The 12603-nt window shown below is 68.2% G+C and carries 15 protein-coding genes and 1 riboswitch; all 15 genes read left to right on the forward strand.

The window, feature by feature from the left end; all coding sequences use genetic code 11:
* Positions 1-608: 608 nt before the first annotated feature.
* The 15 genes from BM345_RS22825 (at position 609) to ybgC (ending at position 12599) form a co-directional block, all read left to right on the forward strand.
* Positions 609-1490, forward strand: coding sequence for a lytic transglycosylase domain-containing protein (locus BM345_RS22825; RefSeq protein WP_093384085.1), 882 nt, complete (start codon positions 609-611; stop codon positions 1488-1490).
* Between the two features lie 39 nt (positions 1491-1529).
* Positions 1530-1682, forward strand: a riboswitch (ZMP/ZTP riboswitch).
* 44 nt (positions 1683-1726) lie between these two features.
* On the forward strand, positions 1727-2971 hold the full coding sequence (gene glyA / locus BM345_RS22830) for a serine hydroxymethyltransferase (RefSeq protein WP_093384087.1): 1245 nt from the start codon (positions 1727-1729) through the stop codon (positions 2969-2971).
* Between the two features lie 19 nt (positions 2972-2990).
* On the forward strand, positions 2991-3434 hold the full coding sequence (nrdR, locus tag BM345_RS22835; protein ID WP_093384090.1) for a transcriptional regulator NrdR: 444 nt from the start codon (positions 2991-2993) through the stop codon (positions 3432-3434).
* Between the two features lie 183 nt (positions 3435-3617).
* Positions 3618-4166 carry a GspH/FimT family pseudopilin gene (locus BM345_RS22840; RefSeq protein WP_093384092.1) on the forward strand — a complete coding sequence of 183 codons (549 nt, stop codon included), beginning with the start codon at positions 3618-3620 and terminating at the stop codon, positions 4164-4166.
* Positions 4154-4681, forward strand: coding sequence for a type IV pilus modification protein PilV (gene pilV, locus BM345_RS22845; RefSeq protein ID WP_302847591.1), 528 nt, complete (start codon positions 4154-4156; stop codon positions 4679-4681). The genes BM345_RS22840 and pilV overlap by 13 nt, the downstream gene beginning before the upstream one ends.
* A gap of 49 nt (positions 4682-4730) precedes the next feature.
* Positions 4731-5441: a hypothetical protein gene (locus BM345_RS22850; RefSeq protein ID WP_093384098.1), complete on the forward strand. Its 711-nt coding sequence runs from the start codon at positions 4731-4733 to the stop codon at positions 5439-5441.
* Positions 5442-5473: 32 nt separating this feature from the next.
* Complete coding sequence (locus tag BM345_RS22855) at positions 5474-6124, forward strand: pilus assembly PilX family protein (protein WP_093384101.1); 651 nt, start codon at positions 5474-5476, stop codon at positions 6122-6124.
* A gap of 367 nt (positions 6125-6491) precedes the next feature.
* On the forward strand, positions 6492-6920 hold the full coding sequence (locus BM345_RS22860; RefSeq protein ID WP_093384103.1) for a type IV pilin protein: 429 nt from the start codon (positions 6492-6494) through the stop codon (positions 6918-6920).
* A gap of 41 nt (positions 6921-6961) precedes the next feature.
* Positions 6962-8065: a bifunctional diaminohydroxyphosphoribosylaminopyrimidine deaminase/5-amino-6-(5-phosphoribosylamino)uracil reductase RibD gene (ribD, locus tag BM345_RS22865; RefSeq protein WP_093384106.1), complete on the forward strand. Its 1104-nt coding sequence runs from the start codon at positions 6962-6964 to the stop codon at positions 8063-8065.
* Positions 8066-8110: 45 nt separating this feature from the next.
* Positions 8111-8767 (forward strand): riboflavin synthase, encoded by a 657-nt coding sequence (locus BM345_RS22870; protein WP_093384108.1) that lies wholly within the window; start codon positions 8111-8113, stop codon positions 8765-8767.
* Positions 8764-9921: a bifunctional 3,4-dihydroxy-2-butanone-4-phosphate synthase/GTP cyclohydrolase II gene (gene ribBA, locus BM345_RS22875; protein ID WP_093384110.1), complete on the forward strand. Its 1158-nt coding sequence runs from the start codon at positions 8764-8766 to the stop codon at positions 9919-9921. Before BM345_RS22870 ends, ribBA begins: the two co-directional genes overlap by 4 nt.
* A gap of 22 nt (positions 9922-9943) precedes the next feature.
* Positions 9944-10405, forward strand: coding sequence for a 6,7-dimethyl-8-ribityllumazine synthase (ribH, locus tag BM345_RS22880; protein ID WP_093384112.1), 462 nt, complete (start codon positions 9944-9946; stop codon positions 10403-10405).
* Entirely contained in the window at positions 10402-10923 is a 522-nt protein-coding gene (nusB, locus tag BM345_RS22885; RefSeq protein WP_093384115.1) for a transcription antitermination factor NusB, read from the forward strand. Before ribH ends, nusB begins: the two co-directional genes overlap by 4 nt.
* 13 nt (positions 10924-10936) lie before the next feature.
* Positions 10937-12115 carry a pyridoxal phosphate-dependent aminotransferase gene (locus BM345_RS22890; RefSeq protein WP_093384117.1) on the forward strand — a complete coding sequence of 393 codons (1179 nt, stop codon included), beginning with the start codon at positions 10937-10939 and terminating at the stop codon, positions 12113-12115.
* A 10-nt stretch (positions 12116-12125) separates the two neighbouring features.
* On the forward strand, positions 12126-12599 hold the full coding sequence (gene ybgC, locus BM345_RS22895; RefSeq protein WP_093384194.1) for a tol-pal system-associated acyl-CoA thioesterase: 474 nt from the start codon (positions 12126-12128) through the stop codon (positions 12597-12599).
* Positions 12600-12603 lie beyond the last annotated feature (4 nt).

Genomic DNA, 12603 nt, shown 5'->3' on the forward strand with positions numbered 1-12603 from the left:
CGCCGGCGAGTGTGCCGCAAATGCAAAGTGGAATGAAGAAAGCCCGGTGGCACGACGTGACGTCTTGCAACCGGGCTCGATGGCGGGCCCCAGGCTCATGCCATCTGTTCGCTCGAGCGGAAGTGGATCGTCCCGCTCGTGCTGGTGGCAAGAGATTGCCACCGCTTGGGCCTTGACCGCAGGGCCGCGGGTTGAGGATTCCCTTGGCCGCCGGACCTTGGCGAGCGCCTGAACCATTCAGGCATCTGTAGGTTAGGCGCGCTGCGAACGCATTGCAAGTTGCGTTTTCAATGGCGCTTTGACCTTCGATTCATAGTCCTTTGCAGACCGATTCAAAGCTACTTTTTGTAATGACATATAATTCGCTTATTCTTGACCGGGTATGTAGGCCCTCCTAGAATCCCCGCTGCCCTGCCGTGCGTGTCTGCACCGGGCCTCATTGAATCCGCCGCTTTGTGAACTTTTTGCTCACAAGCTAAATAATCAGGTAGCCGCGCTCCTTCCCTTTTTCGCGCGGACCTGATTGATACCAATCCGCGCGTCGCCTGGTTTTCGTTGCCGCTCCTGCAGTGGCATCAGCACTAGCGCTGCATAAGAAAGGAAGAGCGATGAAACAGGCGATATCAGCCATGGCCCAAGGGCTGCGGACCGTTGTGTCCGATGTGGCTGACGGCTTTTTCGAAATTACCCATAACGGCTTCGCCCTGCTCGGCCTGGCCACCGTGTTCGCCGCGCTCGCGCTGGTGGCACGGCCGGACCTGCGCCAGTCTGGCGAGGAAGAGCTGATGAGCTGGCTGCAGTCGCGCCGGCCGGTGCCCGAGGCGCCTCTGGTCGAGGTGGAGCCCACCGCGATCGAGCGCACCACGGCTGCCCTGCCGACCGAGCTGCCCAAGCCGCAGGCCGCAGTGGCCTACTGGCTGAGCAAGAAGTACCGTGTCGCCGCCGAGCCGCTGAGCGTGCTGGTGGCCGAGGCCTACGACCTGGGCAAGCGCACCAAGCTCGACCCGACCCTGATCCTGGCCATCGTGGCTGTCGAATCCAGCTTCAACCCCTTTGCACAGAGCCACGTCGGCGCCCAGGGCCTGATGCAGGTCATGACCCGCGTGCATGGCGACAAGTACGAACCGGCCGGCGGCACGCTGACCGCCTTCGACCCTGTGACCAACATGCGGGTGGGCGTGAAGGTGCTGATGGAATGCATCTCGCGCGCCGGCTCCGTCGAGGGCGGCCTGCGCTACTACGTGGGCGCTGCCAACCTGAACGACGACGGCGGCTATGCCGCCAAGGTGCTGGCCGAGCACGAGCGCCTGCGCCTGGTAGCCGGCGGCCGCGCCGTGCCCACCGCCACCCCCGCCGCGCCGCCCGCCCTGCGCGTGCAGCAGCCGGCCCAGCCCGCCACGGGCACCGGCCCCACCACCACCGATGCCAGCGGCAAGACGCCGGCGGCAGAAGGTGGCCAGAAGGTGGCGCTGCTGGGCGCGGATTCCTGACCCTGCGCACCGCGAGCCGTGCCGAGCTCGGATAAACTCGGCCCCGTACGCGACTGGCGATAGGCGCCGCGACTTGCTCGAAGACCGCTGTCTTCCTGGAACGCTCGCGCTGACGTGGGGAATACCACTGGGAAGCGTACCGCCCGTGCACTGACATGCGCGGGCGATCAGCCGTTCGCCTGGGCAGCCCTTGTTTGAGCAAGAACAGGGATTTGACGCCTTTCTAAAGGACTGCCATGTACGACCGCAACATCCTGGTCAGCGATACCGATCCCGAAGTCTGGGCCGCCATCCAGGCCGAGCACCAGCGCCAGGAACACCACATCGAGCTGATCGCCAGCGAGAACTACGCCTCGCCGGCCGTGATGGCCGCCCAGGGCACCCAGCTGACCAACAAGTACGCCGAGGGCTATCCCGGCAAGCGCTACTACGGCGGCTGCGAGCACGTCGACGTGGTCGAGCAGCTGGCCATCGACCGCGTGAAGCAGATCTTCGGCGCCGACGCCGCCAACGTGCAGCCGCATTGCGGCGCCTCGGCCAACGAGGCCGTGATGCTGGCCTTCCTCAAGCCCGGCGACACCATCATGGGCATGAGCCTGGCCGAAGGCGGCCACCTCACCCACGGGATGCCGCTGAACATGAGCGGCAAGTGGTTCAACGTGGTGAGCTACGGCCTGAACGAGAAGGAAGAGATCGACTACGACGCGATGGAACGCAAGGCGCATGAGCACATGCCCAAGCTCATCATCGCCGGCGCCTCGGCCTACTCGCTTGCCATCGATTTCGAGCGCTTCGCCAAGGTCGCCAAGGACGTGGGCGCCATCTTCATGGTGGACATGGCCCACTATGCCGGCCTGATCGCCGCGGGCGTGTACCCCAACCCGGTGCCGCATGCCGACGTGGTCACCTCCACCACCCACAAGAGCCTGCGCGGCCCGCGCGGCGGCATCATCCTGATGAAGTCGCAGCACGAGAAGGCCATCAACAGCGCCATCTTCCCCGGCCTGCAGGGCGGCCCGCTGATGCACGTGATCGCCGCCAAGGCGGTGGCCTTCAAGGAGGCGCTCGCGCCCGAGTTCAAGGCCTACCAGCAGCAGGTGGTGAAGAACGCCCAGATCGTGGCCGAGACCCTGACCTCGCGCGGCCTGCGCATCGTGTCGGGCGGCACCCAAAGCCACGTGATGCTGGTCGACCTGCGCGCCAAGGGCATCACCGGCAAGGAAGCCGAGGCCGTGCTGGGCGCCGCCCACATGACCATCAACAAGAACGCGATCCCCAACGACCCGGAGAAGCCGATGGTCACCAGCGGCGTGCGCATCGGCACCCCCGCCCTGACCACCCGCGGCTTCAAGGACGAGGAAGCGCGCATCACCGCCAACCTGGTGGCCGACGTGCTGGACAACCCGCGCGACGCGGCCAACATCGAGGCGGTGCGCGCCAAGGTCAACGCCCTGACCAGCCGCTTCCCGGTCTACCGCTGATCGCCCCGGAGCGCGCCGCATGAAGTGTCCTTTTTGCGGCCATGGCGATACGCAGGTCGTCGAGACCCGGATCTCGGAAGACGGCGACTTCGTGCGTCGCCGGCGCCAGTGCGGCGCATGCGACAAGCGCTTCACTACCTACGAGCGGCCGGAAGTCACCTTTCCGGCCGTCGTGAAGAAGGACGGCCGGCGCGCCGACTTCGACGCGACCAAAGTCCGCGCGTCCATGGCGCTGGCCCTGCGCAAGCGGCCGGTGAGCATCGAGCAGATCGACAACGCCCTGCTGCGTATCGAGCAGAAACTGCTGTCCAGCGGCCTGCGCGAGATGGAGTCGACCAAGCTGGGCGAACTGGTCATGCGCGAACTCAAGCGCCTGGACAAGGTGGCTTACGTCCGCTTCGCTTCGGTGTACCGCAGCTTCGAGGACGTGGACGAATTCAGGCAGTTGTTGCGCGACATCTGAGTCTGCACATCGCTGCCTGACGGACTTCAAATGCCACCCGGCGGGTGGCATTTCCCTCAAAAAGTCTCCCCTGCACAACCCGTTTCCGCCCGTCGGACGGTCGCGTCCGGTCGGCGGAGAGCCGCGCCTGCGCGCGCCGTGTCCTTACTAGCATTCCTGAAAAAGGCAGGGAGGACATGAGCGATGTGCAAGCGCATGAGCGCGCCTTGGCGCGAGCGCGGCCTGGTGTTGCTGGAGCTTCTGGTGGCGGGCTGCGTGCTGGCCATTCTGGCCGCCCTGGCAGCGCCCGTGTTCGCCGACATCTCCGAGCGGCTGAAGCTGCGCAGCGCCGTCGACGCGCTCACGATCAGCCTCTACGCAGCGCGTGCCGAGTCCCTCAAGCGCGGCGGGCATGTCACGCTCGCAAGGACCGGCTCGGCTGATTGCGAAGCGGGCGGGGACAACGCCGCCTGGGGTTGCGGCTGGACCGTGTTTGCGGACACCGACGAGGATGGACGGCGCGATGCGGACGACGAGCTGATCCTGGACGAGCACCCGCCGCCCGGGATCGATGTCACGCAGACGGCATCGCGCGCCGCGCTCCGGCTCAATGCATGGGGGCAGGTCAGCGGCCAGCAGGGTGTCGGCTTCGTTCTCAAGTCCCATGTGCGCCAGGAGATGGCCACGGCCGTCTGCATTTCTTCGGGCGGGCGGGTACAGAGCTTCGCGGGGGCAAGCCAATGCCCGGGCTGACGCTGCCTTCCCAGCGATGCTCGGGCGTCGCGCTGCTCGAAGCAATGATCGCGCTGGCCATCCTGGGCGCCACGCTGCTCGGCCTGCTCTACATGCAGGTTCGCACCCTGGCGGATGCGGAGAACGCATTGCGGCAGACGCAGGCCCTGCACCTGATCGACGACCTGGCCGATCGCATCCGCGCCAATCCGGCAGGTTTTCGCGAACTGGGCAGCTACCGCAGCGATTGGGGGCCGGCACCAGCCCCCGAGGCCGATTGCGAAGCACAGTGGTGCGATCCGGGCCAATTGGCTCGTTGGGACCTCGCGAAATGGAAGCGCCACCTCGCGCTCGCCCTGCCGCAGGGCAACGCCCTGGTCTTCGATTCGCCGCAGCTTCCGCCCGGGGACACACGCCGGATGCTGGGCGTGATGGTGGCCTGGCACAGCCGGCTCGGCGAAACCTTCCGGGTCTCGGTACCGGGAGCCACTTGCCCCGCCAGCAACGCCTGCCAGTTCGGCCATGTGCAACCCTGAGAACGCCCGGCCACTCCGCCGGCAACGCGGCAAGGCTTTGCGCGGGGCCATGCTGATCGAGTTGCTCGTTGGCTTGAGCGTCGGTGCCCTGGTGCTGGGTGCAGCCATTGCTGCCCTGCTCGTGGCGCGCGAAGCGGCCAGCGCCGTCGGCGAGATGAGCCTGCTGCAGCAGCAGACATCGCATGCCATGCGAATGTTGGGATTGCAGATCCGGTCGGCAGGCTCGGTGGCGCTCGAACCGGGCCCCGACGGCAGCTTTGGCTTCGCGACCGCGCCAACCGAAAACACGGTACCCGCCGTGCAGGGCAGCGATGGCATCCGGGGCGCGAGCGACAGCCTGCGCGTCTGGCGGATCTCCACCTCCTTGCTGCCCGGCCAGCAGGAAGATTGCCTGGGCCAGAAGATCGCGCCGGGCCAGCGCATCGAAGCCACCTTTGACGTCGATGCCAAGGGTGCGCTTCGCTGCAAGGGCGCCAGCAGGCCGCAGCCGCTGGTGACTGGCGTGAGCGCCTTCAGGCTGCGCTACCGGGTGCGCCAGGGCGAGCAGGTTCGCGACCTGCGGGCCGGCGAGGTCGACGCAGCCGGGCTGTGGCCTGCAGTCGTCGCGGTCGCGGTCTGCCTGGATTTGCGCGGGGAAGAACGCAACACCGCCCACGACGGCCGCTACACCGATTGCAGCAGCAACCAGATCGGCAACGTCGGCCGCCTGCACCTGGTGACGCGCAAGCTCTTCCAGGTGCGCACCCGGTCGGAGGACTGAGCGTGCGGACACCGGGCGCCCACGAACGAGGCATGGCGCTGCTGGTGACCATGGTGATGGTCCTGCTGGCTGCGTTGCTGCTCAGCAGCGCGCTGCGCACCGCGTGGTTCGGCGAACTGATCGCGGGCACCGAAGTGGACCATCAGCGCGCTTTTGAACATGCCCAGGCGCTGCTGCGCGATGCGGAGCTGGACATTCAGGGTCTTTGCGCGGGAGAGGCAAACCGCCCCTGCCGCGGGCGCGACACCGCGACGCTGGCCACCGCCGCGCCTTGGTTTCCGTTGCGCGACACCAAGGCCTTCGTGTCGATCCACGGCGCGCTGTCCGAAAGAAAACCCCCGTGCCTTCAAGGCATCTGCATTTCGGACGGCGTGGCACCCGAGTTCTGGCGCACGCCTGCGGGCGAGCTGGACAAGATGAAAGCCGTGGCCGCGCACTACGGCGAGTTCAGCGGTGCCCCTTCTCCGTCGACAAGCGATCCGCTGCTGGCAGCCCGGGGCTGGTACTGGGTGGAAATCCTGCCTTTCGACCTCGGTGCGCCGCTGCCATCCGGCAGCGAGGCGCTGCGGCCGGATGCGGACAGTCCCTACGTCTACCGCATCACGGCGATCGCCGAGGGTCGCAAGCCCGCCACGCGGGCCGTGCTGCAGTCGCTGCTGGTCTGGAGGAAGGCGCCGCCATGAGACGGCACAGCCTTGCGGCTTTGGCCGCCCATGCCGCAATTGCCATTGGTGGCGGGCTGGCATGCGGGGCGGCCTGGAACACGGCCGACGCCACCGCAACCAGCGGCGGCGCCACGCAGGATCCCTGCGAGCAGAGGCCGGACACGGCACAGACATGCCCCCTCGGGGATCACCCAAGGCCACAAGCGCCCTTCTTCTCCGACGCGACAGGTGCACCCGCTGGTCCACCCATCGGATCCGGCAGCGAGCGTCCGCCATCCGGCACAGGAGCCGCCCCGGCCCCCAGCGGCGCGGGGCCTGGGAGTGGCCCCACCCTGGGCATCGGCCTGCCCCGCGTCATCAGGCGCATTTCCTGGCGCCAGCTCCAATGAACGCATCCCGCCCGCTTTCTCGCGGATTCAGCCTCGTCGAAATCCTGATCGTCCTGGCGATGGTCGCCCTGCTGGCCGCCGTGGCCCTGCCGATGTACGACGGCCACATCCGGCGAGCCCGCCGAGCCGAGGCCCGAACTGCATTGCTTCAGCTGGCACATCGCCTGGAACGCGAGGCCACGGCCACCGGCGCCTACCCGCCGGGCGAGTTGCCTGCTTCGTACGCCGACGCCGCTGGCGGGCACTACCGCATCTCGCGCGTGGCGCCAGCCAGTGACCTGGACGGCGCCCTGCGCTTCAGCCTGCAAGCCATCCCGCTGGGACCGCAGACCCGCGACGACTGCGGCACCTTGCCCCTGAACAGCACCGGCGAGCGCGGCCTGATCGACAACCGCGCGCCGGTGGCCCTCTGCTGGCACCGTTGAGACTGCACCGCGGCGCCCTCGCCCGCTATGCTTGCGCGTCCATGATGCAGCTTGCCCTCCAGGCCGCGCGCGATGCCCAGCGCGTGGCCCCTCCCAACCCGGCCGTCGGATGCGTGATCGTCGCGCCCGACGGCGCCGTCATCGGCGTCGGCCACACCCAGCGCACCGGCGGCCCCCATGCCGAAGTCATGGCCCTGCGCGATGCTCAGGCCCGCGGCCGCTCGGTAGAAGGCGCGACCGTCTACGTCACGCTGGAGCCCTGCGCCCACCACGGCCGCACCGGCCCCTGCTGCGACGCACTGGCGGCAGCCAAGGTGGGCAAGGTCGTCGCCTCGTTGGCCGACCCCAACCCGCTGGTGGCCGGCCAGGGCTTCGAGCGCCTGCGCGCCGCGGGCGTCACGGTCGAGGTCGGGCCAGGCGAAGAGGAAGCGCGCGAACTCAACATCGGCTTCTTCAGCCGCATGCTGCGCAAGACGCCCTGGGTGCGCATGAAGCTCGCCGCGTCGCTGGACGGCAAGACCGCCCTGGAGAACGGCGTGAGCCAATGGATCACCGGCCACGCCGCACGCACCGACGGCCACGCCTGGCGCGCCCGGGCCGGCGCCGTGCTGACCGGCGTGGGCACCGTGATGGAGGACGACCCGCGCCTGGATGTGCGCGAAGTCGAGACGCCCCGGCAGCCGCCGCTGGTCATCGTCGACAGCCACCTCCAGACCCCGCCTGACGCCCGCCTGTTCGACACCCCCGAGCGCCCGGTCTGGATCTACGCCGCCGCCGCGAATGCAGAAAGGGCAGCGCCCTTGCAGGAACGCGGCGTGGACGTGCGCTACCTGCCCAATGCCCAGGGCAAGGTCGACCTGGTCGCCCTGCTGCGCGACCTGGGCGAGCGCGAGGTGAACGAACTGCACGTCGAGGCCGGCCACAAGCTCAACGGCTCGCTGCTGCGCGAGGGCCAGGTGGACGAATTGCTGCTGTACCTGGCCCCCAAGCTCATCGGCGCCGGCCTGGGCATGGCCAGCCAGATCCACGCCCACGGCCCCCTGCAGACGCTGGCGCAGGCGGTGGAACTGGAATTCCACTCGGTGGACGCCATCGGCCCCGACCTGCGGGTGATCGCCCGTCTGGCCGGCCATTCCGCTTTTTGAAGCCCCGGCGCCCGACCAGCCGGGCATCTCTGCGAAAATGCCGAGATGTTCACCGGAATCATCACCGGCGTGGGGCGCATCGCCGCCGTCCACGACCTCGGAAGCTCTTCATCGCACGGCAAGCGCCTGCATATCGCGGCGCCTGCCGCCTACCTCGACGATGTGGGACTCGGTGACAGCATCGCCCTCAACGGCGCCTGCATGACGGTGACCACGCTGGACACCGCCCGGCAGGAATTCACCATCGACATCTCGGCCGAGTCCCTCGACAAGACAGCCGGCCTTGCCGACCCGGGCGCCCAGGTCAACCTGGAAAAAGCCCTGCGCGCCCAGGACCGCCTGGGCGGCCACATCGTGTCGGGCCACGTGGACGGCATCGGCAAGGTGAGCCGCTTCGAGCCGGTCGGCGAAAGCTGGGAGCTGCGCGTGCAAGTGCCCGCCAGCCTGGCGCGCTTCCTCGCGTACAAGGGCTCGATCACCATCAACGGCGTGAGCCTGACGGTGAACACCGTGCAGGACCTGGCCGAGGGCAGCGAGATCAGCATCAACCTGATTCCCCACACGGTACAGAACACCTCGCTGGGCCAGCTCAAGGCGGGCAGCCCGGTGAACCTGGAAATCGACACGGTGGCCCGCTACGTGGAGCGCATGCTGCAAGCCGGCGCCCTGCCCGCAGCCCAACAGAAAGACAAGCAATCATGAACGCATCGGTGACCCCCATCGCCGCATCGAAGGAGGCGCGCCCTCCCGCCCCCATCTCTCCTGTCGAGGAAATCGTCGAGGAGCTGCGGGCCGGGCGCATGGTGATCCTGGTCGACGAGGAAGACCGCGAGAACGAAGGCGACATCGTCATTGCCGCCGACCACATCACGCCCGAAGCCATCAACTTCATGGCCCGCCATGCGCGCGGCCTGATCTGCCTGACGCTGTCGCGCGAGATGTGCGAGCGACTGCAGCTGCCGCCCATGGTGGCACGCAACGGCGCCAAGCATTCGACCGCCTTCACCGTCTCGATCGAGGCGGCCGAAGGCGTGACCACCGGCATCTCCGCCGCCGACCGCTCGCGCACCGTGCAGGCTGCGGTGGCGCCCAACGCCGTGGCCGCCGACCTGGTGCAGCCCGGCCACATCTTCCCGCTGCAGGCGGTGGACGGCGGCGTGCTGATGCGCGCCGGCCATACCGAAGCCGGCTGCGACCTGGCCGCCATGGCAGGGTGCTCGCCCGCCTCCGTCATCTGCGAGGTGATGAACGAGGACGGCACCATGGCGCGGCTGCCCGACCTGCAGATTTTCGCGGCCGAGCACGGCCTGAAGATCGGCACCATCGCCGCCCTGATCGAGCACCGCAGCCACCACGAGACGCTGGTCGAGAAGGTGGGCTGCCGCGAGATCCAGACCGCCTGGGGCTGGTTCACGGCCCACGCCTTCCGCGACACGCCCAGCCGCGGCGTGCACCTGGCGCTGGTGCGCGGCCGCTGGAACCCCGAGGAAACGGTACCGGTGCGGGTGCACGAGCCGCTGTCGCTGCTCGATGCGCTGGAAGTGAACCGCTCCATGCACTCGTGGAGCCTGGACGCCAGCCTCTCGCACATTGCGGCCGAGGGCAAGGGCGTGGCCGTGTTCCTCAACTGCGGGGAATCGGGCGAGGAACTGGTCGCCCAGTTCGAAGGCAAGGCGCGGCCGGCCCAGGCGCCCGAGCGCGGCCGCATGGACCTGCGCAGCTACGGCGTGGGTGCGCAGATCCTGCGCGAGTGCGGCGTGCAGCGCATGAACCTATTGGGCACGCCGCGGCGCATGCCCAGCATGGCGGCAGGCTACGGCCTGGAGATCGCCGGCTACATCACCAAAAAAGACTGACCAGCAAAGAAAGAACGACACCATGCAAGGTGCAAACAAGGGAGCGGTGGCGCTCAACGGCAAGGGGCTGCGCATCGGCATCGTGCAGGCGCGCTTCAACGAAGACATCACCAACGCGTTGGCAGAGGCCTGCAAGGGCGAGCTGGAAGCGCTGGGCGTGGCCGCCAGCGACATCGTGCACCTGAGCGTGCCCGGCGCGCTGGAAGTGCCCACGGCGCTGCAGGCGCTGGCCGAGCGCGGCGGCTTCCACGCGCTGATCGCGCTAGGCTGCATCATCCGTGGCGAGACCTACCACTTCGAGTTGGTGGCCAACGAATCCGGCGCCAGCGTGAGCCGCGTGGCACTGGACTACCGCCTGCCCATCGCCAACGCCATCCTCACCACCGAGAACCACGCGCAGGCCGAAGCCCGCCAACTGGAAAAGGGTGCGGACGCCGCCCGCGTCGCGGTCGAGATGGCCAACCTGCTGGCGGGCCTCGCATGACCGAGGACACCAAACCCAAGAAGGCACCGCGCGGCGGCCTGACCAGCACCGGCGCCCGCAAGGCCGCGGCCAAGTCCACCCGCAGCCGCGCGCGCGAGTTCGCCCTGCAGGCGCTCTACCAGCACCTGGTGGGCCGCAACGAGCCCGATGCCATCGACGCCTTCACGCGCGACCTGGCGGGCTTCCACAAGGCCGACTCGGCGCACTACGACGCGCTGCTGCACGGCGCCATCGCCGAGGCCGAGGAGCTGGACGGCCTGATCGTTCCGCTGCTGGACCGCAAGCTGGCCGAGATCTCGCCCATCGAGCACGCGACCATGTGGATCGGCGTCTACGAGTTCCGCCACTGCCCCGAGGTGCCCTGGCGCGTGGTGCTCAACGAGTGCATCGAGCTGGCCAAGGAATTCGGCGGCACCGACGGCCACAAGTACGTGAACGCGGTGCTCAACGGCCTGGCGCCCAAGCTGCGCGCCGTCGAGGTGGAAGCCGACCGCGCCACCGGCAAGGCCCGGCCTTGAGGAGCGCGACCGCATGAGAATCTCCTCGCGCGCCGAGCGCATCGAGCCCTTCTATGTCATGGAAGTGGCCAAGGCCGCATCGCAGATGGCGCGCGAAGTCGCCCACAGCGACCGGCCGATGATTTTCCTGAACATCGGCGAGCCCGACTTCACCGCTCCGCCCCTGGTGCAGGAAGCCGCCGCCCGCGCGGTGCACAAGGGCGCCACGCAGTACACGCATGCCGTGGGGCTGGACGAGCTTCGCGAGCGCATCAGCGGCTGGTATGCGCAGCGCTTCGGCATCGACGTGCCCGCGCACCGCATCGTGGTCACCGCCGGTGCCTCGGCCGCGCTGCAGCTGGCCTGCCTGGCGCTGATCGAGCGCGGCGACGAGATCCTGATGCCGGACCCGAGCTACCCCTGCAACCGGCATTTCGTGAGCGCCGCCGAGGGCAACGCGGTGCTGATCCCGACCACCGCCGAAGAGCGCTTCCAGCTCAGTGCCGCGAAGGTCGAGGCGGCCTGGACCGACAAGACCCGCGGCGTGCTGCTGGCCTCGCCTTCGAACCCCACGGGCACCTCGATCGCGCCGGACGAACTGCGCCGCATCCACGAGTTCGTGAAGAGCAAGGGCGGCATCACGCTCATCGACGAGATCTACCTGGGCCTGTCCTACGACGACACCTACAGCCACTCGGCGCTGGCCCTGGACGACCAGGTCATCAGCATCAACAGCTTTTCCAAGTACTTTAACATGACCGGCTGGCGCCTGGGCTGGCTGGTGGTGCCCGAGGCGCTGGTGCCGGTGGTGGAGCGCCTGGCGCAGAACCTGTTCATCTGCGCCAGCACCATCTCTCAATACGCGGCGCTGGCCTGCTTCGAGCCCGAGAGCATCGCCGAGTACGAGCGCCGCCGCGGCGAATTCAAGGCGCGGCGCGACTGGTTCATCCCGCAGCTGACGGCTGCCGGCCTGCCGGTGCCGGTGGTGCCCGACGGCGCCTTCTACGCCTGGGCCGACTGCTCGCAGATGGCGCAGCGGCTGGGCGTGTCGGGCAGCTGGGACTTCAGCTTCGAGCTCATGAAGCGCGCCCACCTGGCCATCACGCCGGGCCGCGACTTCGGCACCGCGGAAACCAGCCGCTTCGTGCGCTTCTCGACCGCCAGCTCCATGGCGCACCTCGAGGAAGCGATCGCGCGGCTGCGTGCGCTCTGACCCGGTGCCGATGAGCTACGCCCACCCGATCCGCATCTACTGGGAAGACACCGACGCCGGCGGCATCGTCTTCTATGCCAACTACCTGAAGTTCATGGAGCGGGCGCGCACCGAGTGGCTGCGCTCGCTCGGCATCGAGCAGCAGAAGCTGCGAGAGACTTCGGGCGGCATCTTCGTGGTGAGCGAGACCCATCTCAAATACCATCGACCGGCGCGCCTGGACGACCAACTCCTCGTTACAGCGCTTCTGCGTCAGGCGGGGTCCGCGTCGTTGATAATCGAGCAACGCGTGCTATCAAATCCAGAGCAGAAGAGCGGGCCGGAAGAGCTTCCGGCACAGGCCTTGCTCTGCGAGGGCACTATTCGCATCGGCTGGGTGAACGCCGCTTCCATGCGGCCGAGCCGCCTGCCCGCCTCAGTTTCGACCGTCTTCGAGCGCATCGCGCAGCGCGGAACTCCGCCTGCCTTTGCCTCTCAACAATGAAGCC

The organism is Variovorax sp. OV329 (genome assembly GCF_900114785.1).
Lineage (GTDB): Bacteria > Pseudomonadota > Gammaproteobacteria > Burkholderiales > Burkholderiaceae_C > Variovorax.

Bases quoted from the DNA above. Each gene is read 5' to 3' on its own strand.
- BM345_RS22825 (WP_093384085.1), top strand. From the start codon at position 609: ATGAAACAGGCGATATCAGCCATGGCCCAAGGGCTGCGGACCGTTGTG.
- glyA (WP_093384087.1), top strand. From the start codon at position 1,727: ATGTACGACCGCAACATCCTGGTCAGCGATACCGATCCCGAAGTCTGG.
- nrdR (WP_093384090.1), top strand. From the start codon at position 2,991: ATGAAGTGTCCTTTTTGCGGCCATGGCGATACGCAGGTCGTCGAGACC.
- BM345_RS22840 (WP_093384092.1), top strand. From the start codon at position 3,618: ATGTGCAAGCGCATGAGCGCGCCTTGGCGCGAGCGCGGCCTGGTGTTG.
- pilV (WP_302847591.1), top strand. From the start codon at position 4,154: ATGCCCGGGCTGACGCTGCCTTCCCAGCGATGCTCGGGCGTCGCGCTG.
- BM345_RS22850 (WP_093384098.1), top strand. From the start codon at position 4,731: ATGCTGATCGAGTTGCTCGTTGGCTTGAGCGTCGGTGCCCTGGTGCTG.
- BM345_RS22855 (WP_093384101.1), top strand. From the start codon at position 5,474: ATGGCGCTGCTGGTGACCATGGTGATGGTCCTGCTGGCTGCGTTGCTG.
- BM345_RS22860 (WP_093384103.1), top strand. From the start codon at position 6,492: ATGAACGCATCCCGCCCGCTTTCTCGCGGATTCAGCCTCGTCGAAATC.
- ribD (WP_093384106.1), top strand. From the start codon at position 6,962: ATGATGCAGCTTGCCCTCCAGGCCGCGCGCGATGCCCAGCGCGTGGCC.
- BM345_RS22870 (WP_093384108.1), top strand. From the start codon at position 8,111: ATGTTCACCGGAATCATCACCGGCGTGGGGCGCATCGCCGCCGTCCAC.
- ribBA (WP_093384110.1), top strand. From the start codon at position 8,764: ATGAACGCATCGGTGACCCCCATCGCCGCATCGAAGGAGGCGCGCCCT.
- ribH (WP_093384112.1), top strand. From the start codon at position 9,944: ATGCAAGGTGCAAACAAGGGAGCGGTGGCGCTCAACGGCAAGGGGCTG.
- nusB (WP_093384115.1), top strand. From the start codon at position 10,402: ATGACCGAGGACACCAAACCCAAGAAGGCACCGCGCGGCGGCCTGACC.
- BM345_RS22890 (WP_093384117.1), top strand. From the start codon at position 10,937: ATGAGAATCTCCTCGCGCGCCGAGCGCATCGAGCCCTTCTATGTCATG.
- ybgC (WP_093384194.1), top strand. From the start codon at position 12,126: ATGAGCTACGCCCACCCGATCCGCATCTACTGGGAAGACACCGACGCC.